We start from the raw sequence: 22,060 nt of genomic DNA on the forward strand, positions 1-22,060 counted from the left end.
GATCAGCTCCCGACCTTGGTGTCCGCGTTGCGGACGTACAGCAGCCGGTCGCCGGCCTCGACGACGGACACGGCGGGCGAATCGACGCGGTAGAGGTTGCCCTTGCGGACCACGCCCAGCACGATGTTGGGCAGGTGCCGCGGCGAGCGGCCGACCTCGACGCGGGTGACCTCGCGCTCGGCGATGTTGAAGCCGTCGCCGGGCGAGAGCAGGTCCTCGATCATCTCCACCACCGACGGGGTGGTGGTCGCCATGCCGAGCAGCCGGCCGGCGGTCTCGGAGGAGACGACCACCGAGTCGGCGCCGGACTGCCTCAGCAGGTGCACGTTCTCCGACTCGCGGATCGACGCGACGATCTTGGCGCGCGGCGCGAGCTCGCGCGCGGTCAGGGTCACCATCACCGCCGCGTCGTCGCGGTTGGCGCCGATGATGATCGACGCGGCGCGCGGCGCGCCCGCGAGCCTGAGCACGTCCGCCTTGGTGGCGTCGCCGCGAACCGTCACGAGCCCGTCGATCTCGGCCACCTCGAGCGCGGCCTGGTCGGTGTCGACGACGACGATCTTGCCGGGTTCCATGCCGTCGTTGATCATCGCGCTCACCGCGGTCCGGCCCTTCGTGCCGTAGCCCACGACGATCGTGTGGTTGTGCACAGCAGACCTCCAGCGTTGGATCTTGAACGCCTGGCGGGACCGCTCCGTGAGGACCTGGAGCGTGGTACCGACCAAGACGATGAGGAACAGGATGCGCAGCGGGGTGATCAGCATCACGTTCACCAGGCGCGCGGATTGGGTGATCGGCGTGATGTCGCCGTAGCCCGTGGTCGAGAGGGAGACGGTCGCGTAGTACAGGCAGTCGAGGAAGGTCATCGTCTGCTTGCCGGCGGTCCCCGCCTCGATGGCGGAGTCCCGGTAGCCGTCCCGCTCGATGTAGACGATGAGCACCGCGAGCATCAGGGCCGCCAGCGCGACCAGGACGCGTGCGCCGATGGCGCGCCACGGATTCGAGTCGCCCGCGGGTATGCGCAGGACACTGACCAGCGCGTGGTCGGGGAGGTCCGTCAGTTCGGACTTGCTCCGGCGACGGAACTTGGTGCGTGCGGACATACCTACCTGGACGATTCCTCGCGAGAACTGCTGGTGATCACCCGTCCGGTCTAGCACGTCGGGCGGAGCCGTCGAGCAATCTGCCACAATCTTGCGATGGTGTCCACAGACCGGCCCGCTCGCCGGACCGACAAGATCGCCCGCGGCATGGCGCTGTCCCTCGCCGGGATGGGTGCCCTGCACTTCGTCGCGCCGAAGCCCTTCGACTCGATCGTGCCGCCGAACCTCCCCTTCGGGCTGACGCCCCGTCGTGCGACTCGGCTCTCGGGCGTCGCGGAACTCACCACCGCTGCGCTGCTGGCCGCACCGCAGACCCGCCGGCTCGGCGGCGTCGCCGCCACCGCCCTGTTCGCGGCGGTGTTCCCCGCGAACGTGTACATGGCGCAGCAGTGGTCCGACAAGCCGCTACCGCTGAAACTGGGCGCCTACGCCCGGCTGCCGCTCCAGATCCCGATGATCGTCACCGCGGTGAAGATCGCCCGCGACCGGCCCTGACCGCTACGTCGGGTCCGAGCCGCGGATCGCCGCCCACCAGTACCCGCACGCCAGACCCGCGGGCACGGTGATCAGCGGGCTCGTGCCGAGCGCGAACCACCACAGCAGCGCGGGCGCCAGGCCCGCCGCCGCCACCGCACCGTCGACCTGCAGGCGGCGGCGCACCGTTCCCACCTCCCGGGCCCGGGTCGCCCGTGCCGCAGGCGAATACCGGGGCGCGTCGATCAGTCGCCCGGGTGGGCGGGTGCGCCGGGGCCGGCCCGACGGTGCGCCTACCGCGGCCGGGTCGCCGGGCGAGAGCGCGAGCAGGCCGGTGGCGAAGTACACGGGCCGCCACGTCCCGTCGTCAGTCTCGAGCCACGCCCGCGAGACGACCCCGCGCTCCTGCCGCACCCGCGAGCGCACCGTCCCGCCCGGCACCGTCGCCGCCGCGTACCCGAGCCGCCACGCCGAGTACCCGAGCACCACGAGAGCGAGCAGGAACAGCGCCGCGCGGGCGTCCGGGCGGGCGGCCGTCGCGGCACCGCCGAGCACTCCGAGAGCGACGACGGTGACCGCGGCCGGGTACCCGAGCGCACCCCGCAGGCGGCCTACTTCAGCCAGCCGATCTTCTCCATCTCGAAGTCGCCGAAGCCCGGGGCGCCGAAGTTCGCGAGTTCCTTCTTGGTGGCGAAGCTATAGGGGCGCTGGTACAGCGGGAGGCTGTGGCCCTCCTGCCAGATCAGTGCGTCCAGCTGGTTGACCATCTCGATCTGCTTGGCGGCGTCGGTCTCCACCTTGAGCCCCGCGATCTGCGCGTTGATCGCGTCGCTGCCCACCTGCCCGTAGTTCTGCAGGCGCGCGCCCGGGCGCAGCTCGTAGATCCCCAGGGAGCTGGAGATCGGTGTCTGGGTGCCCTCCCAGGTGAAGATCGTGGTGTCGTAGTTGCCGAGGTTGATGTACTTGGGGAGGAACTCGTTCGTCGGCTTGCCGTCGATCGTGAAGTTGATCCCCACATCACGCAGGTTCTGCTGGATCAGCTGCGCCTCCTGCGCGGCGTTCTGCTGGCCCGCGGGGACGGCCACACTGATGTCGAGTTGCTTGCCGTCCTTCTTCCGGAACTGCCCGTCGAGCTTCCAACCGGCGGCGTCGAGCTCCTTGCGCGCCCGTTCCGGGTCGAAGGTGATGTCGCCGTTGTTGGCCTGGTAGCCCTTCTCGCCCGCCACGAAGATGTGGTTGTTCAGCACCGTCGGGTTGCTGGTGATCGGCCCGAGCAGCGCCTTCGCGATGAGGTCCCGGTTCACGGCGCGCATGATCGCCAGACGGACCGCCTTATCGGCGGTCGGCCGGCCGGCCGCGGCGTTGAAATCGAAGTGCCGCCACTGGAAGCCCAGGGACTGACGGATCTCGACGCCCGGCATGGCCCGCGCCGCCTTGAAGCCGTCGATCTGGCTGCCGAGGTCGAAGAAGTCGATCTCGCCGTTCTGCAGCGCGCCGATGGACGCGGACGCGTCGAGGGCGAGGTAGGTGATGGTATCGAGCACCGGCCGCTCGCCCCACCAGGCGGGATTCCGTTCGACCACTACGCGCTTCGCGGCGGAGTCCACCGTCCGGACCCGGAACGGGCCGGCGGTCGGCGGCGCCACGGCGACGAAGCCGGTGTTGAAGGACTCGGGAGTGACGTTGACCTCCCGCGGAAGCAACGGGCTGAAGTTGCTCAGCCAGTCGGCGTACGGCGCGGCGTAGGTGACGATGACCTGCTTGTCGCTGTCACCGCGGCGGACGGAGTCGACCTGGTCGTAGCCCGTGGTTCCCGAGGCCTGGAACTCGGTGTTCTTCCCGTTCAGGGCTTTCCACTGCGCTTCGAGATCGGTCCAGTCCAGCGGGCGGCCGTTGGACCAGGTGGCCTTGGGGTTGATCTCGTAGGTCACCGTGAACTTCCCGTCCACGGTGGAGTCCTTGATCGAGGTGAAGTACCGGGTGTCCACGGTCAGGGAGCCGTCCTCGGCCGCCTTGGCGGACTGCGGGAACAGCGCCTGCCGCATCTGCCCCATGTCCACGGTCGTGCCCTGGAGCTGGTTGTAGTTCCAGTTCGCGATCCACTGCGAGATCGGCCAGTTCATGTTGCCGCCGGCCTTGAGATCGCTCACCGGGTGCGGGTTGAACGCCGCCTTCGCGGCGAACGAGTCGGGTCCGGTGGGCGCGTTGCCGCCCTGGCCGCAGCCCGCGAGCAGCCCCACGACCATGATCGCGACGCCGGCCGGGGCCAGCAGTCTCGCGAATCTCCTATGTGTTCGTGTCCGCATTGCGCTCTTCTCCCGTCGATTCGGTGTTCGGTTGATCCTCGATGGCGTTCACCAGTTCCACCGCGGCGGCCACCCGGCGCCGCGCGACCGCGGGGTCGGGCACCGGCACCGCAGCCAGCAGCGCCCGCGTGTACGGGTCCTGCGGGTCGGAGAAGATCCGTTCCGCAGTCCCGGTCTCGACGAACCGCCCGTCCCGCATCACGGCGACGTCGTCCGCCAGATGCCGCACCACCGACAGGTCGTGGCTGACGAAAAGGTACGCGAGCCCCAGCTCCGCCTGGAGGTCTTTCAGCAGGTTCAGCACCCCGGCCTGGATCGAGACGTCCAGCGCCGAGACGGGCTCGTCGAGCAGCAGCACCTCGGGGCGCAGCGCGAGGGCGCGGGCGATGCCGATGCGCTGGCGCTGCCCGCCGGAGAACTGCGCGGGAAACCGGTCGACCAGGTCCGGGCTCATGCCGACCTGCGCCATCAGCTCTGCGACCCTGGCCCGCCGCTCCCCCGCCGGAACGCCGTGCACGCGCATCGGTTCGGCGATCAGCTCCCCCACCGGCATCCGCGGGTCGAGCGAGCCCATCGGGTCCTGGAAGACGACCTGCGCCCGTGCGCGGAGCGTGCGCTGCTCCGCCGCCGTCAGGGTGTACGGCTCGCGTCCGAACAGTTCGACGGTGCCCTGCCCTGGCTTCTCGAACCCGAGGATCTCCATCAGCGTCGACGACTTGCCCGAGCCGGACTCGCCGACGATCGCCAGCGTGCGACCCGCGCGGAGCTCGAACCCGATGCCGCGCACCGCCTCCCGCTCGCCGACCTTGCGGCGCAGCAGCGTGCCCGCGTAGACCGGGTAGCGCACGTGCAGGTCGTCCACGCGCAACACCACGCCGGGCTCCGGTGCCGGGGCGTCCCCCGGGGAGTCGCCCGACGGTGCCGCGCCGTCGCCCGGGTCGACCGACGGGGCGTCGACCCCGAACACCTCCTCGGGCGTCTCGTCGATCGTGATGCCGGTGCGGATGCAGGCCGCCTCATGGTCGACGCCCACCGGCCGTAACGCGGGTTCGGCCGCGGTGCAGTCGTCGACGGCGATCGGGCACCGCGGCGCGAAGGTGCAGCCCGGGGGCAGGTCCGCGAGGGAGGGCGGCGCACCGTCGATGGGCACCAGGCGATCCCGGGCGTCGTCGATCCGCGGGATGGCGCCCAGGAGGCCCAGCGTGTAGGGCATGGCGGGCCGCGCGAACAGCTCCGTCACGGGCGCGCGTTCGACCGCGCGGCCCGCGTACATCACGAGCGTGCGGTCCGCGGTGCCGGCGACGACGCCGAGGTCGTGGGTCACGAGGACGACGCCCGCGCCGGTCACGTCGCGGGCCGTGAGCAGCAGGTCGAGCACCTGCGCCTGGACCGTCACGTCGAGGGCGGTGGTGGGCTCGTCCGCGATGATGAGGTCGGGGTTGTTCGCGATGGCGATGGCGATCACGACCCGCTGCCGCATGCCGCCGGAGAACTCGTGCGGGAAGGACTTGGCGCGTACGTGCGGCTCGGGGATGCCGACCAGGTCCAGCAGTTCGACGGCGCGGCGGCGCGCGGTCTCGCGGTTCATCCGCCGGTCGTGCACGCGCAGCGCCTCGGCGATCTGGTCGCCGACCCGGTAGATCGGGGTGAGCGCGGTGAGCGGATCCTGGAAGACCATCGACACCTGGGAGCCGCGCACCCGCGACAGTTCGACGTCCGAGAGTCCCAGCAGCTCGGTGCCGTTCAGCTCGATCGACCCGCGTACCCGCGCCGCGTCCGGGAGCAGCCCCATCACCGCCAGTGACGAGACGGACTTCCCGGACCCGGATTCGCCGACGATCGCGAGCACCTCGCCGCGGCGGACCTCGTAGTCGAGGCCGCGGACCGCCCGGACGGCGGGCTCCTTCGCGCCCGCGCCCGCGAACTCGACGTGCAGGTCGCGCACCGTCAGGACGTTCCGTTCCGTCACGCTCGCGCACCTCCCGCCGCGTTCGTCGGGTCCAGTGCGTCGCGGAGCCCGTCGCCGATCAGGTTGACGCTCATCACGATCAGCACCAGCGCCCCGATGCAGAACAGGAACAGCCAGGGGTAGGTCAGGGCCGAGGAGGTGCCGTCGGCGATCAGCGTGCCGAGCGAGATGTCGGGCCGCTGCACGCCGAAACCGAAGTAGCTCAGTGTGGATTCGGCGACGATCGCCACGCCCACGTTGAGCGTGACGTCCACGATCAGCACCGACGACATGCTGGGCAGGATGTGCCGGGCGATCACGGTGCGGCGCGGGGCACCCATGTACCGCGCCGCGCGCACGTACTCGCGCTCGCGCAGCGACAGCGTGATGGCGCGCACCATCCGGGACGAGACCATCCAGCTGAACAGTGCCAGCAGGAGCACCAGCAGCAGGTAGTTCCTGCCCTTGAACCAGGGACTGCAGATGGCGATGACCACGAAGGAGGGCACCACGAGCAGCACCTCGGTCATCCACGTCAGCACTCTGTCGGTGGCGCCGCGGAGGTAGCCCGAGGTGGCGCCGACGACGCCCGCGATCACAGTGGACAGGAGGGCGACCAGTAGCGCGATGATCATCGACTTCTGCAGGCCGCGCATCGTCTGCGCGAAGACGTCCTGGCCGATGGCGTTGGTGCCGAACCAGTGCTCGGGGCTCGGCGGCGTGAGGAGGGCGAGCGGGTCGATCGCCTGGTAATCGTGCGGATACACCTCGGGCAGGACGAACGCCCCGGCGACCATGAGCACGAGCACCGCCGCGCCCACCAGCGCGAGGCGGTTGCGCAGGAACCTCCGCAGCACGACACTGCCGCGGCTGCTCACGAGCGCACCCGGGGGTCGAGCGCGGCCGTCATCAGATCGGTGAAGAAGCCGGCCACCAGCACCGAGACCGCGGAGAAGAAGGTGACGGCCAGCGTGATGTTGATGTCCTGGGACGAGACGCCGAACACCAGCCAGTCGCCCATGCCGTACCAGCCGAAGACCCGCTCCGTGAAGGTGGCACCGGTGATCACGGCGCTCATCCCGAACGCGAACAGCGCGGCCATCGGGATCAGCGCGGTGCGGAATCCATGCCGGAAGACGGCTCGGCCGCGGGTGAGTCCCTTCGCGCGGGCGGTACGGATGTACTCGGCGCCCAACTCGTCGAGCATGGATCCGCGCATGTACCGGCTGTAGCCGCCGAGCGTGAACAGGGTGAGCACGATCGTCGGGAGCAGGAGGTGGTTCGCACGGTCCAGGATCTCGTTCCACAGGCCGGATGGTGCGCCCGGCGTGGTCTCACCGGTGAACTGGAAGACGGTGTGCCCCAGGCCCTGATTGACCTGCACGGCGAGCCATTTCACGATCGGCGCGAGCACCAGGATCGGCAGGGAGAGCAGCACGAAGGTCGCCGCCGTGGCGAGGTGGTCGAACAGTTTGTACTGCCGCACGGCGGAATACGCGCCGAGCAGGGTCCCGATGACCGCGCCGAGGACGGTGCCGATCGTCACCATCCGCAGGCTCACCAGCAGCCGCGTGCCCAGTTCGTCGTTGACGCTGCCCGCTGCGACGGTCTCGCCGAAGTCGCCGTGCAGCACGCCGCCGAGCCACTTCAGGTACCGCAGTACCGGATTGTCGTCGAGGTGCAGCGCCGCGCGCTTGGCGGCCAGGGTCGCCTCGGGGACGGGCGGATTCCGCCCGATCAGCGATGCCAGCGGGTCGAACGTGGCCGACGCCAGCATGTACGCGACGAACGTCGCGAGGAGCAGCAGAACGACGTAGTTCACCAGCCGCCTCGCGAGATATCGCGCCATGCTTTCCCAACCTCAATTCACGGTTTCGGAGCAACATAAGCCACCGCCGCCACGGCGTCCACCCGAACCGCGGAATCGGATCAGCCTGCGCCGGCGCTCGTGATCAAGCTCGCCAGTCCGGCGTGGTCGAGCATGTCCGACGGTGCCACCGTCTCACCGGAGCGCACGTAGAAGAAGGCGGCCCGCACGTCCTCGACGGGAACGTCGCGCAACCGCGCCCACGCGAGCCGGTACGCCGCGAGCTGCACGGCGACGGCCCGCTCGTCGGTGGGCTCGGTCGGCCGCGCGCCCGTCTTCCAGTCGACCACGGTGAAGCCGCCGCCCGGGTCGCGGAAGACCGCGTCCATCCGCCCGCGCACGACGGTGCCGGCGGCCGCGATCTCGAAGGGCACCTCGATGTCGACCGGGGTACGCGCCGCCCACGGGCTCTCCTCGAAACGCCGCTGCAGCAGCGCGAGATTCTCGTCCGAACCCGCGTCCCCGTCGGCGGCGCCGGGCAGTTCGTCGATGTCGAGGAGGCGAGAGGCGCCGTAGCGGCGTTCGAGCCAGGCATGGAAGGCAGTGCCGCGGCGGGCGTACGGGTTCGGTTTGAACGGAACCGGGCGCCGCAGCCGGCCGGCGAACGTCGCGGGGCTGCGCCGCAATTCCACGAGCTGGCTCACCGACATCTCGCGCGGCACCGCCACCTCGAGTTCCAGCTCGGCCTGCTGCGCGCGCTCCGCGAGGAGGGCGGTGACCTCGGCGGCCCAACCGTGCGGATCGGGCTCCTCGGGATCGGGTTCGACGGCGCCGCGCCGCAGTTCGGCGAGAACGAGTTCCGCGCCCGCGTCGGCGTCGGCCCGGTGCGCGCCGAGGAAGTCGCGCGGCCACGGCAGCCGGACCGGCTCGGTCTCGAGCGGGTTCGGCGCGTCCTCGAGCGGCTCGCCGGCCCACTCCGCCACCGCATCGGGCGCGTGATCGCGCGCCGCGACGAGGAAGCGCGACGGCGCCTTCGGCGTCTTGACGTCCTCGCTCCAGTAGTGCCCGGAGAGCAGGAGCACCGACTGGGTGCGAGTGACCGCGACGTAGAACAGGCGCTCGTCCTCGTGCATGTTCATGCCCTTGAGCGCCTTCTTATGGGCGTCGAGCGCGTCCTCGAGATCCTTGCGGTTGTTGCACCCGTCGAGGTCCAACCGCGGCACCCCGTCGGACTCGCCGGGTTCGGCGAGATCGCCCCGCAGGTTCGGCTGGAGCTCCGCCGGCGTCGAGAGCCACGTGGGCAGCGCCCGGTTCGAGGGGAAGATGCCCTCCGACAGGTGCGGTACCGCCACCACGTCCCACTCCAGGCCCTTCGCCGAGTGCACGGTGAGCACCTGCACGCGGTCGGTGGCGACCTCCACGTCGCCGGGGGCGAGGCCGCCCTCCACCTTCTCGGCGGCGGCGAGGAAGGCGAGCAGGCCCGGCAGCGTCGCGGTCGGGCGTTCGGCGTAGGAGACCACCACGTCGGCGAAGGCGTCGAGGTGCTCGCGGCCGGTGGCGCGCCCACCGAGCTGGCGGGACGCGCGGATCCGGGTCTCGATGCTCACGCCCAGCACCCGCTCGGCCTCGGCCACCACCTCTGGCAGTGGATGACCCAGCCGTTCGCGCACGTGCCGGACCTCGCGGTCCAGCGAGCGGATCTTCGCCAGGCCCGCCGCCGAGTAGTTCCCGTCCGGTCCCGGATCCGCGATCGCGTCGCCCAGGCCCGCGGCGTCGAGGCTCTCCGAGGGCAGCGTCGCGTCGAGGGCGGCGTCGAGTTGCTCGGGCGTGGCGACGGCGCCCGCGGCGGCGCGACCGGTGGTGTGCGCGATCCGGCGGGCGCGGTCCCACAGGGCCTTCAGGTCGGCGGCGCCGAGCTGCCACCGCGGCCCGGTGAGCAGCCGCATCGCGGCGGTGCCCGCGAGCGGCTCGACGGCGAGCCGCAGCAGCGCCACCACGTCCTGCACCTCGGGGGTGTGCAGGAGCCCGCCGAGGCCCACGACCTCGACGGGCACGCCGCGCTCGCCGAGGGCCGCGGCGATCCCCGCCGAATCGGCGTTGCGGCGCACGAGCACCGCCACCGTCGGCGGCTCCTCCCCCGTTTCGATCCGGCCGCGCCACTGCGCGGCGATGGCGTCCGCGACCCAGTCCCGCTCGTCGATCACCGTCGAGTGCAGGCTGATCCGCAGGTCGCCCTCGGGCGCGTCCGGGCGGGCCTTGAGCTCGGAGACCGGCACCCCGCGACTGCGCAGGTCCTCCGAGACGGCGTTGGCGAGACTGAGCGCGCTCGTCGGATTGCGCCAACTGGTGAGCAGTTCACGGCGCGGCGCTGGGCTGCCGTCGCCCCGTGGGAAGTCCGTCGCGAACCGGGGCAGGTTGGCGGCGGAGGCGCCGCGCCAACCGTAGATCGACTGGATCGGGTCGCCGACCGCCGTCACCGCCGCCGCGCCGCTCGGACCGCCGAAGAGCGAGGCGAGCAGCATGCGCTGCGCGTGACCGGTGTCCTGGTACTCGTCGAGGAGGACGGCGCCGAACCGGGCCCGTTCGAGGCCCGCCACATCGGGATTGGCGAGCGCGAGCTGCGCGGCCAGCCCCATCTGGCTGCCGAAGTCGAGCACCTCGCGGGCCCGCATCTCCGCGGCGACGGCACGTACCAGCGGGATCAGGCGCCGCCGCTGCTCCTGCACCTCCGCCGCCTTGAGCAACGCCGCGTTCGGCGCGGCGCGCTGCCGGGGGCCGGGCGGCAGCAGGCCGATCAGCCTCTCCAGTTCGTCGTCGTCGGCCTCCAACTGGTCGGGCGTGACCAGGTGATCGGCGAGCGCGCCGGACAGGCCGAGCACCCATTCGGTGAGGTTCGCCGGGTTCCGGTCCAGCTCCAGCGCCTCGTCCCAGCCGGTCACCACGTCGTAGGCGATCTGCCACCGCTCGGTCTCCGAGACCAGCCGCACCGTGGGCTCGACCGGCAACAGCATGCCGTAGTCGCCGAGCAGCCTGCCCGCGTAGGCGTGGTACGTGCTGATCTCGGGCTCGACGGTGCGCAGCGACGCCCGCAGCTCCCCCGACGGATCGATACGGTCCACCACCGGTGCCCCCGCCAGGCGCGCCAGCCGCTTACGCACACGGATCATCAACTGCTGCGCGGCCTTCCGGGTGAAGGTCAGTCCGAGCACCTCGTCCGGCGTGACGTAGCGGTTCGCGATCAGCCAGACCACCCGGCCGGCCATCGTCTCCGTCTTGCCCGCGCCCGCCCCGGCGACCACGAGACACGGCCCGAGGGGCGCCTCGATCACGGCGCGCTGCTCGTCTGTGGGCGCGAAGGCCTGGCCCAGCTCGTGCGCCAGGTCCACCGCCGAGATCAGCGGCGCATGCGGGAACCCGTCAGTCATCCGTCACCGCCCGTCCTTTGTCGACCACCGGACAGCACGACGCCACCGCGCAGTACTGGCAGGACGCGTTCAGCGTGGCCGGGAACTCGGGCCCACGGGTGCGGCGCGCGGCCTCGCGGATCACGCCGAGCCACTCGTCCACGTCGGCCGGGGTCAGCGCGTCCTGTTCGCGCACGGTGGCGCCGGTCTTGGTGTGCGCCTTGGCGACGTACACCAGCTTGCCCCCGCCCGGGACCTCGGGGACGCCGCCGATCCCGCCGTGCGCGAGCGCCACCTGGTAGGTGCGCAGCTGCGCCTGCGCCTGTCCCTCCGCCTGGGTCGGGAGGGTGCGCCCGGTCTTGACGTCCACCACGACGGCCCGGCCGAGCGCGTCGCGCTCCAACCGATCGATCCGGCCGCGGATCCGCACGTCCGGAACGTCGCCGCCGGCCGCCGCATCTCCCTCGATCACGGCGTCGACGCCGATCTCGACGCCCGCCTCGGTGAGCTCGCCCCGGCTGCCGGCGAGCCACGCACGGAAGGACTCCAGCATCTCCTCGGTGCGCGCCAGCTCCCGCTGCGCGAACCAGTCCGCCTCGAGGTCGACGCGGTCCCAGACCTTCTTGAGCGAGCGACTCACCTCGTCCTTCGGGATGCGCCCCGCGACGGCCTGCACCAGGGTGTGCACCAGGTTGCCGGTGGCCTGTTTCGCGGAGTCGCCGTCGCTGCCGCCGAAGCGCTCCAGCATCCACCGTAGGGCGCACGCCGACAACGATTCGACGTTCGACGGGGACAGCGCCACCGGTCCCTCCTCCGGCGACCACAGCGGATCGTCGGTGCTTGCCCCCGCCAGCCCGTACCAACTGTCCGGGTGGGCTCCGGGCACCCGATCCGCGGCGAGCCGCGCGAGCTGCCGCGCCGCGTGGGCCCGCTCCTCCGCTTCGCGCGCGGGATCGCAGGCGACCGAACGCAGCACGGCGACCAGGGTGCGCAGATCCAGGGACGCCGACGGTGCGCTCTCCACCGCGGGCGTGTAGGTCTCCGGATCATCGTCGCCCGACGGTGCGATGCCCTGCAGGAAGCGCGAGGGCACTAGATCGCCGTCACCGTCGGCGGTGTCGACCGCCGAGATGAGCAGGGTGCGGCGCGCGCGCGAACAGGCCAGCAGCAACAGCCGCCGCTCCTCCGCGAGCAGCGGCAGCGACCGGGAGACCGTGGGCAGCGCCGACGGATCCATCCCGTCGAGCGCGTCCACCAGCTCGTCTGTGCCGAGCAGCCCACCGCGGCGGCGCAGGTTGGGCCAGCGCCCCTCCTGGACGCCGGCCACGGCGACCACCTCCCACTCCCGCCCGACGGTGCTGTGCGCGGACAACAGCGTGACGCCCGGCACGGTGGCCTGCCCGCTGCGGCCGCGGGCCCGGTCGGACCGCGGGATCTGCAGTTGTTGCAGGTACTCGACGAACGCCCCGACCGATGCCGTGGGCAGGCTGTCCGTGAAGTCGGCCGCGGAGTCGAAGAGCCCCATCACGGCATCGAGGTCACGGTCGGCCTGCTCCCCCAGGGTGCCGCCGCGCAGGGCCAGCGCTCCCCAGCGCGCGGCGAGGCCGGTGGCGGCCCACGCGGACCAGAGCACCTCCTCGACGGTGCCGTGCCCGGCCGCTGCGCGGGCCGCTCGGACGGCCGCCAGCACCCGTTCCACCGGCTCGGCCTCGAACTCGGTGAGCACCGCCTTGTAGGGCTCGAACTCGGCCGCCTCGGTGAGCACGGCAGCGAGGATCTCCGCCGAGCCGCGGTCCTCCGTGGGATCGGCGCGGCGCACCGCCCGCCGGACGCGGCGCAGGGTCAGCGGATCGCCGCCGCCGACGGGCCCGGACAGCAGCGTGACCGCCTCCGCCGGGTCGAGGCCCTCGGGCGCGACGGCCGCGCGGAGCACCAGCAGCAGCGCGTGCACGGCCCGCTGCCGGGCGAGCGGCACGTCGTCAGCGGGGACCGTGACCGGCACACCCGCGTAGGCCAGCGCGCGTCGCAGCGGCGCGATCGACGCGGAGACCGAGCGCACGACGACGGCCATCTCCTCCCAGGGCACGCCGCCCAGCACGTGCTCGCGGCGGAGCAGCGCGGCGATCGCGTCCGCCTCCTTCGCCGGCGTGGAGAAGAGCCGGACGACCGCGGAGCCGGGCCGCGGCCGTTCCGGCGCGATCGCGCCGAACCGGTTCGGCAGCCGGGCGGAGACGCGGTTCACCACGCCCGCGACCTCATCCCCGAACCGGAAACTGCGCTCGAGCACCACGTCCCGCTCCGGCGTCACGTCGAGGTTCTGGAGGAAGCGGGTGCTGGCGCCGCGGAAGGAGTTGACCGCCTGGTCCGGATCGCCCGCGATCACGGTGAGCTCGGTACCGGTGCCGAGCAGCCGGATCAGCGCCGAGGCCAGCGGATCGAGGTTCTGCGCATCGTCGACCAGCAGGAAGCGAATGCGCTCGCGCTGCTGCGCGAGCAGCGCGTCGTCGGTGGCGAGCGCGGTGACGGCGGCGTCGATGAGTTCCGCCGCGTCCACCGCGGGGGCCACGGCCTGCGGCCCCGCGAGGCCGACGGAGCCGCGCAGCAGCGTGGTCTCCTGGTACTCGCGCAACGCGTTCGCCGCCGCCAGCCATTCGTCGCGGCCGTGGCGGCGCGCGAGTTCCTCGATCTCGTCCGGGCCGGCCCCGCGCTGCGCCGCCTGCGCGAAGAGGTCGCGCAACGCGCCCGCGAAACCATTGGTGGCGAGCGCGGGGCGCAGGCGTTCCGGCCAGAAGGCGCCGCCGTCCTCCAGGTTGCCGCGCAACAGTTCCCGGACCACCGCGTCCTGCTCCGAGCCGGTGATCAGGCGCGGCGGCGGGCTTCCCGTGCTCGAGGCCTGCAGCCGCAGCACCGCGAAGGCCAGCGAGTGCACGGTACGCACCAGCGGCTCGCCGGAGGCGTGCACGCCCTCCCGCCCCGCGAGCACCCGGGCCGACAGCTCGCGCCGCAGCGCCGCCGCGGCCCGCTTGTTCCCCGTGAGGATCAGCACCGATTCCGGATCGACGAACGGGTCGGTCAGCTTCGCCACCGCGATGTCCACGAGTGCGGAGGTCTTGCCGGTGCCGGGCCCGCCGCGGATCCGGTACGGCGCCCAGCCGCCCACGTCCAACGGCAGTTCTCCCGCCGCAGGGGCGACGAGGGCGGCGACCGGCCCCGCCCACTCGCGGACCGGCGGGGGTTCCGGGGGTGTGTATTGCAGGCGCAGCCGCGGACGACGGTGCTTCCCCGCACCGTCGGACGTCCGGCTCCCGGCTCCCGCGCTCATCTCACACCCCCTTCGACGATCGAGCCCGTCGATCACATCACAGCCCACCGACAAGTCCGCGACAGGGCAGAATCGGTTCATGCTCAACACCCACGTCTACGGCCCCGCCGCCCCCGGCGCACCCACCGTGCTCGCGATCCACGGCGTCACCGGGCACGGCGCCCGCTGGCGGCGGCTCGCCGACGACGAGCTGCCCGGTGTCCGCGTGCTCGCTCCCGACCTTCGCGGCCACGCCCGTTCGACGTGGGCCCCGCCGTGGCACTTCGAGCAGCACGTCGCCGACCTGATCGAGGTCGTCGACGCCCACGGCGGCGGCCCGGTGACGGTGATCGGGCACTCGCTCGGCGGCGCCCTCGCATGCCGTCTCGCCGCGAGCCGTCCCGATCTTGTGCGCGCACTCCTGCTGCTCGATCCCGCGCAGGAGCTGGACCCCGAGATGTGCGGGACCATCGCCGCGCAGACCATCGAGTTCTTCGACTTCACCTCCCCCGAGGAGGCGAGACAGGACAAGCTGTCCGGCGCCTGGGCGCAGGTGCCGGGACCCGTGATCGACGACGAGATCGCCGAGCACCTGGTGCGCCGCGATTCCGGACGCTGGGAGTGGGACATCAGCTGCCCCGCCATGGCGGCGCTCTGGGGCGAGCTGGCCCGGACGGCGGTCGGCGCACCGTCGTCCATCCCGACGGTGCTCTTGCGCGCCGAACGCGCCCACTACGTGACCGACGCGCAGCTCGCGGCGATGCCGAGCGGCGTCGAGGTGGTAACGGTGCCGTCGGATCACATGGTGCCGCAGGAGGTCCCGGGGATCGTCGGCGAGTACGCGCGCCGGCTGATCGGATAGCCCGTGGCGAAGGTCACCGAGGAGCAGGTCGAGGCGGTACGGGCGTTGATCGAGGCGATCCCGCCCGGCCGGGTACGCACCTACGGCGATATCGCCGACGAGGTGGGCCTGAGCTCGCCGCGGATCGTCGGCTGGGTGATGCGCACCGACTCCTCGGACCTGCCCTGGCACCGCGTGGTCCCGGCCAGCGGCCGCCCGGCCGCGCACATCGCGGCGCGCCAGCTGGAACGCCTGCGCGCCGAGGGCGTGCTCGCCGACGGCGACCGGATCCCGCTGCGCGACTACCGGCTCTGAGTGAACCGATCCGCGAGCAGGTCGATCACCTCCGGCGCGGTGCCCAGCGGCGCGGCGACACCGTCTGCGCCGGCCTCGGCGAGCCGGGCATGGAACAGGCCCTCCGCCAGCTGATACGCGGCGACGAAGAGCCGCCGGCCGGGGATGCGCGCGGCCGCAACGGCCTCGGCCACCGTCGGGCTGCCGGCGGCGAGAAAGCCCACCGGGACCGCCTCGCCGACCGTGTCCGCGAGATACCCGGCCATCGTCCGCACGTCCGCCCGGGCCGCGGGGTCCGACGAGCCCGTCGCGCCGAGCACCACCGTGTCTCCGGGGCGCCAGCCGGATTCACGCAGCCGGCGCAGGAGCGCCCCGACCAGCACCCGGTCCGGACCGAGTGCCTCGGTGACCGTGGCCGCGGGGTGCCCGCTCGCCGCGATGTGCCGCGGCACGTCGGTGCGCACGTGGTAGCCGGCGGCGAGGAAGGCGGGCACGAGCACCGTCGGGCGGTCCGTCTCGCGCAACAGGTCCGACGGCGACGGCCCCCGCACGTCGACGAAGGCGACGTCGACCGGGCCGATGCGCCCGGCGACCTCCTCCGCGATCGCCCGGACGGTCGCGATGCCGGTGGCCGAGCGGGTGCCGTGAGCGACGAGGATCCGCCGGGATCCGCTCAGAGCAGCCACCGGCCGATCTCGGCGATGTGCTCGAGTCCGGGCAGTGCCTCGGCCTCGGACCGCGGGTGCACCGCGTGCACGGCGAGCCGGAAGATGAGGGCGCGCAGCACCATTTGCGGCCATTCGGGCAGGTCGCTCCACCGCATGAGGAGCCCGTCGTCGGCGCCGCCCCAGGACAGGCCGTCGACGGCGACGACCGCCGCGGCCCAGGTCGCGGGGCGCCAGTACGGGGTGAAGTCGGTGATGCCCGGGGCGGCGGCTCCGGCGAAGAGCACGGAGCTGGCGAGATCGCCGTGCACCAGCTGCGACGGTGCCTCGACCGGGGTACGCAGCGCCGCGAGCTCCATCACCAACTGGACCGCGCGCTGCCGGTGCTCCTCGGTCTCATCGAGCGCGCCCAGCTTGCGGGCCATCGCCAGCGGCTTGTCCTCCCATGCGGCGCGGTCCGCGAAGCCGAAGTAGTCGACGTCGGTGAACGGCGCCACCACGGGCGCGGCGAGGAAGCGCGGGCGTTCCAGCTTGGCGGTCACCTCGTGCAGGCGGTTGGCCATGGAGATGATCTCGTCGAAGCGCGGCTCGGCGGAGCCGGCGATGAACGTGTCCGCCCGCCAGCCCGACACCACGTAGCGGCCGTCGGTGGCGCGGAACGGGCGGGCGAGCCGCATGCCCTCGACGTACAGGTCCTCGCGCACCTTCGCCGACCACGCCGCCCGGGCGTGATCGGCGATCAGGGACAGGACGACCTCACCGCAGCGCCAGCCGCCGTCCCACTCGGCGCCCAGGGCGATCGGCTCGGTCTCGTCCAGACCGAAGGTCGACAGGACGTGCGCGGGAGGTTCGACGGGGCTCACACCAGAAAATCTACCCGCGCGCGGGCGGTGGCGGCGCTAGGCGCGGCCCGGTTCGACCAGGAGGATCGGGATCAGGCGGTCCGTCTTCTCCTGGTACTCGGCGTAGGGCGGGTACGCGGCCACAGCGCGGGTCCACCACTCCTCGCGCTCGGCGCCGTGGATCTCGCGCACCGGACCGGACACCACGGTGGTTCCGTCCTGGACCTCGACCTCGTCATTGCGGAGCATCGCGCTGAACCAGACCGGGTTCTGGGGCGCGCCGCCCAGCGAGGCCACCGCGGCGTACACCCCGTCGTGCTCCACCCGCATGAGCGGGCGGCGGTGCAGCTTGCCGGACTTGGGGCCGCGGTAGGTGAAGACCACCACCGCCATCCCCGCGACCGCCACGGAATCCGTGGTCCCGGTCTCGTCGATCTTCGCCAGCTGGTCCGAGACCCAGCTCGTCTTCTCCGTCGCGTAATCACCTTCGAGGGCCATGCCCCCACCCTAGGGCGATCACCGGGACAATGGAGGGCGTGTCAGAATCTCGCCCCGTCGTGACCGTGTCCGTCCAGTTCCCCGACCTCTCCGTCGCCGAGTTCGACGGTGTCCGTGCCCGCCTCACGGAGGGGCGGCCCGGCCGGATCGTGGTGCCGCACGAGGCGCACCGCTGGTACGCGGCCTCGTCGGACCCGGAGACGGTCGGCGCGCTGGTCTCGGCGCTGCGGGCCGTCGTGGAGGGGCGCCGCCTCTCCTTCGACGACGAGGAGGCGCTCGACGACCTGATCCAGGAGTACGCGGACTGGCTCGAGGAGTCGGAGGAGACCGACGATGCCGCCGCCGGGCGCGTCATGAGCTTCTCCGTGCACCTGCCTGCCCTAGACCGCGCCGAGTTCGCGGAACTCGCCGAGTCCCTCCGCGCGGCGCATTCCCGGCGGATCGTGCTCGGCGAGCAACGCGGCCTCAGCCACCACGAGCTCTCCGAGCGTTCGCGCATCGCCGCCCGGATGCCGGGCATCCGCGCCGCGCTCCGCGGCGAGCCGGTGAGCACCGTCGACGCCCTCCCCCTGCTCGCGCTGCTCAACGACTACGCGGGCTGGCTGTCGGCGTATCAGCCCGAGTGATCGCCTGATCGCGGACGCCGAATCACACGGAAGCGGGCGATCCGAGCCCGGCTCCCCGCTACCGTGAGGGGACCTCGAAGTTAAAGGCGGTTCTCATGTTCCCTGGAGCCTTCGCAGAGCTCTCCCCCGGCAAGCCCGCAGCGATCGACGCCGCCACCGGCGAGATCCTCACCCATGCCCGCCTGAACGAGGAGTCCACCCGCCTCGCTCATCACCTGCGCGCACTCGGACTGCGCCGCGGCGACACGATCGCGATCGTGGCCGGCAACGATCTGCGCATCTTCTCCGCCTACGCCGCGGCGATCCGCTCCGGGCTCTACGTCACCGCCGTGAACTTTCACCTCACGGCGGGCGAGGTGAACTACATCCTGACCGACTGCGAGGCGAAAGCACTGTTCGCGGGCACCGATGCGGCCGAAGCGGTCTCGGAGGCGCTCCAGCTCTCCGCCCTCGCCGAACCCGGGCACGCGATCGCCTGGGGCGGCGGAATGGAGGGCTTCGCCGACTTCGACGCGGTGCTCGCACAGGCGGGTTCCACCCCGCTCACCGATCAGCCCCGCGGCACCGACATGCTGTACTCGTCCGGCACCACCGGCCGCCCCAAGGGGATCCGGATCCCACTGCCCGAGGGGCAGGTGCACGAGGTCGAGGACACCTACACCGCGATCTTCGCGCCGATGTACGGGATGGACGCCGACACCGTCTACCTCTCCCCCGCGCCGCTCTATCACGCCGCCCCGCTGCGCTTCTGCGGCGTGACGATGTCCGTGGGCGGCACCGTGATCATGATGCACCGCTTCGATCCCGAGGAGGCACTCGCCCTCATCGAGAAGTACCGGGTGACGCACAGCCAGTGGGTGCCCACGATGTTCGTGCGCATGCTCAAGCTGCCGGAGGACACGCGGGCGCGGTACGACACCAGCAGTCTCAAGGTTGCGATCCACGCCGCCGCGCCGTGCCCCACCGAGGTGAAGCAGTCGATGCTCGCCTGGTGGGGGCCGGTGATCCACGAGTACTACGCCTCCACCGAATCCGCGGGCGCCACCTTCATCGGCCCGCAGGAGGCGCTGGAGCGCCCCGGGTCCGTGGGACGCGCCGGGCTCGGAATCGCCCGGGTCTGCGGGGACGACGGTGCCGTGCTCCCGGCCGGCGAGATCGGGACCATCTACTTCGAACGCGAGACGATGCCCTTCCGGTACCACAACGCCCCCGAGAAGACCCGCGCCGCACAGCATCCCGAGCACGACAACTGGGCGACCACCGGCGATGTCGGCTACCTCGACGAGGACGGCTACCTCTACCTCACCGACCGCAAGGACTTCATGATCATCACCGGTGGGGTGAACATCTACCCGCAGGAGTCGGAGAGCGCCCTGATCATGCACCCCGCCGTCGCCGATGTCGCCGTGATCGGTGTGCCGGACGACGAGCTCGGCGAGACCGCACTGGCGTGCGTGCAGCTCGCGCCGGGGACGGCACCGTCGGACGACCTGGCGCAGGAGTTGATCGACTACGCGGGAACGACCCTGGCCCGCTACAAACTCCCCCGCGCGGTGCGCTTCGTCGAGTCCCTGCCGCGCACGCCCACCGGGAAGCTGGTCAAGCGGCTGATCGAGGTCTGATCAGTACACGGGCAGCGACGGATCCACCGTGCGGGCGTAGGCGGTGATCCCGCCCTGCAGGTGCACCGCGTCGCGATACCCCGCACCCTGCACCGCGGCCAGCACCTCGGCGGAGCGGATGCCCGTCTTGCAGTAGAGCACCAGCTTCTTGTCGGCGGAGACCTGCGCGAGGCCCTCGCCGGTCTCGAAGGCGCCCTTGGGGACGAGCTTGGCACCGTCGAGGTGGACGATCTCCCACTCGACGGGCTCGCGCACGTCGATCAGCTCGTAATCGACACCCGCGGAACCCATCTCGACGAGTTCCTTGGGGGTGATGGTGCTGCCGGCGGCGGCGCGCTGGGCCTCGTCGGAGACCACGCCACAGAACTCGTCGTAGTCGATGAGCCCGGTGATGCGCGGGGCGTCCGGGTCCTTGCGGATGGACAGGGTGCGGTAGCTCATCTCCAGCGCGTCGTAGACCATGAGCCGGCCGAGCAGCGATTCGCCGACGCCGGTGATCAGCTTGATCGCCTCGGTGCCCATGATCGAGCCGATCGACGCGCACAGGATGCCGAGAACGCCGCCCTCGGCGCACGAGGGCACCATGCCGGGCGGCGGCGCCACCGGATACAGGTCGCGATAGTTCAGCCCCTGCTTCTCGCCGTTCGGGCCGTCGGGGGCGTCCTCCCAGAACACGGACACCTGGCCCTCGAACCGGAAGATCGAGCCCCACACGTAGGGCTTGTGCGCCAGCACCGCGGCGTCGTTGACGAGGTAGCGGGTGGCGAAGTTGTCAGTGCCGTCGACGATGAGGTCGTACTGCTCGAAGAGCTCCACCGCGTTCTCGGGCTCGAGGCGGATGGGGTGCAGGTTCACGGTGACCAGCGGGTTGATCTCCGCGATGGAGTCCCGCGCACTCTCCCCCTTCGGCCGACCCAGGTCGGAGACGCCGTGGATCACCTGGCGCTGCAGGTTGGACTCGTCGACCTCGTCGAATTCGACGATGCCGATCGTCCCGACGCCCGCCGCGGCCAGGTACAGCAGCGCGGGGCTACCGAGGCCGCCGGCGCCGATCACCAGCACCTTCGCGTTCTTCAGGCGTTTCTGTCCCGTGACCCCCATCTCGGGGATGATCAGGTGCCGCGAATATCGCGCCACCTCGTCGCGGGTCAGTTCGGCGGCGGGTTCGACAAGCGGGGGCAGCGTGCTCACCCTCACCTCAACGACGGCGCCACCCGCCCCATTCCCCGAGGCCGAGCCGCCGGGGCCGGACGGTCACCGTCGGGCCCGGGACGGTCACCGTCGGGCGGGGCGACGGGTCACTTGAGGACGGGCGCGACCCAGGCGTTGGGGCGGCAGGCGAGGTCGTTGTCGAAGCCCTCGGACTTGTCGAGGTCGAAGATGTCACGGTTCTTCACGCCGAAGGACTGCTGCATCATGATCGGCGCGAGGGCGCCCTGCGCGGGGCACGGGACGTGCTGCGGGTAGCCGATGGCGTGGCCGACCTCGTGGTTGATGGCGTACTGCCGGTACCCGGTGAGATCACCCTCGAAGGCGGTCGCACCCCGCACCCAGCGCGCGAGGTTGATCACCACGCGCCCGAGCTCGCCGTTGAAGCACGACGATTCCAGCTGGATCGTGTACCCGCACGCCGACCGGGTGGTCAGCGGCGAGGTCAGCGAGATGGTGAAGCTGGGCGTGCCCTTGTCGATGCGCTGGAAGGCGACGGCCGGGTCGTGGATCCAGCTGCGCGGGTCCGCGAGAGTGCGGTCGATCATCGTGGCGAAGGGCACGTCGCCGCCGAGGGCGCCCATGTCGACGCCGTCCTCGACGGCCACCATGTAGGTGAAGACCTGCTGCTTGCCCTCGTCCTTCTTGCCCACGCGGGGCGTGACGCCGGGCACCACGTGCCAGATCCCCTGCCCCTTCTCGGTGAAGGCGCCGCCCTCGGGGAGCATGCCCGCCGGGGGCACCGGGCCCGGGAGCGTCTTCGACGGGGCGCCGACGATCGTCTTGCCGGGGACGGGGTTGCGCGAGAGCTGGTTCTCGGTCGACGGTTCCGGAGCGCGGTCGGTCCGGAAGGAGTCGGTGAAGGTCATCACCAGCGCGACGACCGTGAGGATCGCGAGCACCGGCACCGCGTAGGCGCGCCAGCCGTAGGTCCGCAGCAGTCGCCCGATCCGCCCCTGCTTGGCGTAGACCCGCTCGCGCGGCTGCCGGTGGCGGTTCTCGCCCGAGGTCGTCGCGGTCGAGTTGATGGGGTCCCATTCGGCCCGAAGCGGCGCACGCCCGTCCGGCCGGGGACGCCTCGGGTTCGAAGGACTGCTCACGTCATCAACAATTCCACGAA

At 71.8% G+C, this 22,060-nt stretch carries 18 protein-coding genes; 5 read left to right on the forward strand and 13 right to left on the reverse strand.

All coding sequences use genetic code 11. The features are described from left to right. Positions 1-2: 2 nt before the first annotated feature. A complete protein-coding gene (locus AC21LY_RS15360) occupies positions 3-1,103 on the reverse strand; it encodes a potassium channel family protein (protein ID WP_489047379.1) in 1,101 nt (366 codons plus the stop codon). Positions 1,104-1,199: 96 nt separating this feature from the next. Here AC21LY_RS15360 and AC21LY_RS15365 point away from each other — a divergent pair, with 96 nt between their 5' ends. Further along, positions 1,200-1,598, forward strand: coding sequence for a DoxX family protein (locus tag AC21LY_RS15365; protein ID WP_489047380.1), 399 nt, complete (start codon positions 1,200-1,202; stop codon positions 1,596-1,598). Positions 1,599-1,601: 3 nt separating this feature from the next. Here AC21LY_RS15365 and AC21LY_RS15370 read toward each other — a convergent pair whose 3' ends face one another. From AC21LY_RS15370 to AC21LY_RS15400, 7 genes are all read right to left on the reverse strand, one after another. Beyond that, positions 1,602-2,132, reverse strand: a complete 531-nt coding sequence (locus tag AC21LY_RS15370; RefSeq protein ID WP_489047381.1) for a hypothetical protein — start codon at positions 2,130-2,132, stop codon at positions 1,602-1,604. Positions 2,133-2,188: 56 nt separating this feature from the next. Continuing rightward, positions 2,189-3,883: an ABC transporter family substrate-binding protein gene (locus tag AC21LY_RS15375; RefSeq protein WP_489047382.1), complete on the reverse strand. Its 1,695-nt coding sequence runs from the start codon at positions 3,881-3,883 to the stop codon at positions 2,189-2,191. Beyond that, on the reverse strand, positions 3,864-5,852 hold the full coding sequence (locus AC21LY_RS15380) for an ABC transporter ATP-binding protein (protein ID WP_489047384.1): 1,989 nt from the start codon (positions 5,850-5,852) through the stop codon (positions 3,864-3,866). The genes AC21LY_RS15375 and AC21LY_RS15380 overlap by 20 nt, the downstream gene beginning before the upstream one ends. After that, entirely contained in the window at positions 5,849-6,709 is an 861-nt protein-coding gene (locus AC21LY_RS15385; RefSeq protein ID WP_489047385.1) for an ABC transporter permease, read from the reverse strand. The genes AC21LY_RS15380 and AC21LY_RS15385 overlap by 4 nt, the downstream gene beginning before the upstream one ends. Next, positions 6,706-7,680, reverse strand: a complete 975-nt coding sequence (locus AC21LY_RS15390; protein ID WP_489047386.1) for an ABC transporter permease — start codon at positions 7,678-7,680, stop codon at positions 6,706-6,708. Before AC21LY_RS15390 ends, AC21LY_RS15385 begins: the two co-directional genes overlap by 4 nt. Before the next feature lie 80 nt (positions 7,681-7,760). Further along, positions 7,761-11,063: an ATP-dependent helicase gene (locus tag AC21LY_RS15395; protein WP_489047387.1), complete on the reverse strand. Its 3,303-nt coding sequence runs from the start codon at positions 11,061-11,063 to the stop codon at positions 7,761-7,763. Next, positions 11,056-14,364 (reverse strand): ATP-dependent helicase, encoded by a 3,309-nt coding sequence (locus AC21LY_RS15400; protein ID WP_489047388.1) that lies wholly within the window; start codon positions 14,362-14,364, stop codon positions 11,056-11,058. The genes AC21LY_RS15395 and AC21LY_RS15400 overlap by 8 nt, the downstream gene beginning before the upstream one ends. Before the next feature lie 79 nt (positions 14,365-14,443). Between AC21LY_RS15400 and AC21LY_RS15405 the strand changes: the two genes are divergently transcribed. Both AC21LY_RS15405 and AC21LY_RS15410 read left to right on the forward strand, forming a co-directional pair. Beyond that, positions 14,444-15,205, forward strand: coding sequence for an alpha/beta hydrolase (locus AC21LY_RS15405; RefSeq protein ID WP_489047389.1), 762 nt, complete (start codon positions 14,444-14,446; stop codon positions 15,203-15,205). Between the two features lie 3 nt (positions 15,206-15,208). After that, positions 15,209-15,499, forward strand: a complete 291-nt coding sequence (locus tag AC21LY_RS15410; protein ID WP_489047390.1) for an MGMT family protein — start codon at positions 15,209-15,211, stop codon at positions 15,497-15,499. Here AC21LY_RS15410 and AC21LY_RS15415 read toward each other — a convergent pair. Genes AC21LY_RS15415 through AC21LY_RS15425 form a run of 3 tightly spaced genes read right to left on the reverse strand, consistent with a single transcriptional unit; the run spans position 15,487 to position 17,483 of the window. Then, a complete protein-coding gene (locus tag AC21LY_RS15415) occupies positions 15,487-16,155 on the reverse strand; it encodes a sirohydrochlorin chelatase (RefSeq protein WP_489047537.1) in 669 nt (222 codons plus the stop codon). The genes AC21LY_RS15410 and AC21LY_RS15415 overlap by 13 nt on opposite strands. Continuing rightward, entirely contained in the window at positions 16,152-17,006 is an 855-nt protein-coding gene (locus AC21LY_RS15420) for a TIGR02569 family protein (protein WP_489047391.1), read from the reverse strand. The genes AC21LY_RS15415 and AC21LY_RS15420 overlap by 4 nt, the downstream gene beginning before the upstream one ends. A 36-nt stretch (positions 17,007-17,042) precedes the next feature. Continuing rightward, complete coding sequence (locus AC21LY_RS15425) at positions 17,043-17,483, reverse strand: nitroreductase/quinone reductase family protein (protein ID WP_489047392.1); 441 nt, start codon at positions 17,481-17,483, stop codon at positions 17,043-17,045. Between the two features lie 38 nt (positions 17,484-17,521). Here AC21LY_RS15425 and AC21LY_RS15430 point away from each other — a divergent pair, with 38 nt between their 5' ends. Further along, the gene (locus tag AC21LY_RS15430; protein WP_489047393.1) at positions 17,522-18,109 is read left to right on the forward strand and encodes a hypothetical protein; all 588 of its coding nucleotides are present in this window, start codon (positions 17,522-17,524) and stop codon (positions 18,107-18,109) included. A 95-nt stretch (positions 18,110-18,204) separates the two neighbouring features. Continuing rightward, a complete protein-coding gene (locus tag AC21LY_RS15435) occupies positions 18,205-19,731 on the forward strand; it encodes an acyl-CoA synthetase (protein ID WP_489047394.1) in 1,527 nt (508 codons plus the stop codon). Here AC21LY_RS15435 and moeZ read toward each other — a convergent pair whose 3' ends face one another. Beyond that, the gene (gene moeZ / locus AC21LY_RS15440; RefSeq protein ID WP_489047395.1) at positions 19,732-20,922 is read right to left on the reverse strand and encodes an adenylyltransferase/sulfurtransferase MoeZ; all 1,191 of its coding nucleotides are present in this window, start codon (positions 20,920-20,922) and stop codon (positions 19,732-19,734) included. It lies immediately after the preceding gene. A 107-nt stretch (positions 20,923-21,029) separates the two neighbouring features. Beyond that, entirely contained in the window at positions 21,030-22,040 is a 1,011-nt protein-coding gene (locus tag AC21LY_RS15445) for a DUF3152 domain-containing protein (protein WP_489047396.1), read from the reverse strand. Positions 22,041-22,060 lie beyond the last annotated feature (20 nt).

Source organism: Tsukamurella sp. II2bb, assembly GCF_057815145.1.

Bases quoted from the DNA above. Each gene is read 5' to 3' on its own strand.
- AC21LY_RS15400 (WP_489047388.1), bottom strand. From the start codon at position 14,364: ATGAGCGCGGGAGCCGGGAGCCGGACGTCCGACGGTGCGGGGAAGCAC.
- AC21LY_RS15360 (WP_489047379.1), bottom strand. From the start codon at position 1,103: ATGTCCGCACGCACCAAGTTCCGTCGCCGGAGCAAGTCCGAACTGACG.
- AC21LY_RS15405 (WP_489047389.1), top strand. From the start codon at position 14,444: ATGCTCAACACCCACGTCTACGGCCCCGCCGCCCCCGGCGCACCCACC.
- AC21LY_RS15375 (WP_489047382.1), bottom strand. From the start codon at position 3,883: ATGCGGACACGAACACATAGGAGATTCGCGAGACTGCTGGCCCCGGCC.
- AC21LY_RS15365 (WP_489047380.1), top strand. From the start codon at position 1,200: ATGGTGTCCACAGACCGGCCCGCTCGCCGGACCGACAAGATCGCCCGC.
- AC21LY_RS15425 (WP_489047392.1), bottom strand. From the start codon at position 17,483: ATGGCCCTCGAAGGTGATTACGCGACGGAGAAGACGAGCTGGGTCTCG.
- AC21LY_RS15395 (WP_489047387.1), bottom strand. From the start codon at position 11,063: ATGACTGACGGGTTCCCGCATGCGCCGCTGATCTCGGCGGTGGACCTG.
- AC21LY_RS15390 (WP_489047386.1), bottom strand. From the start codon at position 7,680: ATGGCGCGATATCTCGCGAGGCGGCTGGTGAACTACGTCGTTCTGCTG.
- AC21LY_RS15435 (WP_489047394.1), top strand. From the start codon at position 18,205: ATGTTCCCTGGAGCCTTCGCAGAGCTCTCCCCCGGCAAGCCCGCAGCG.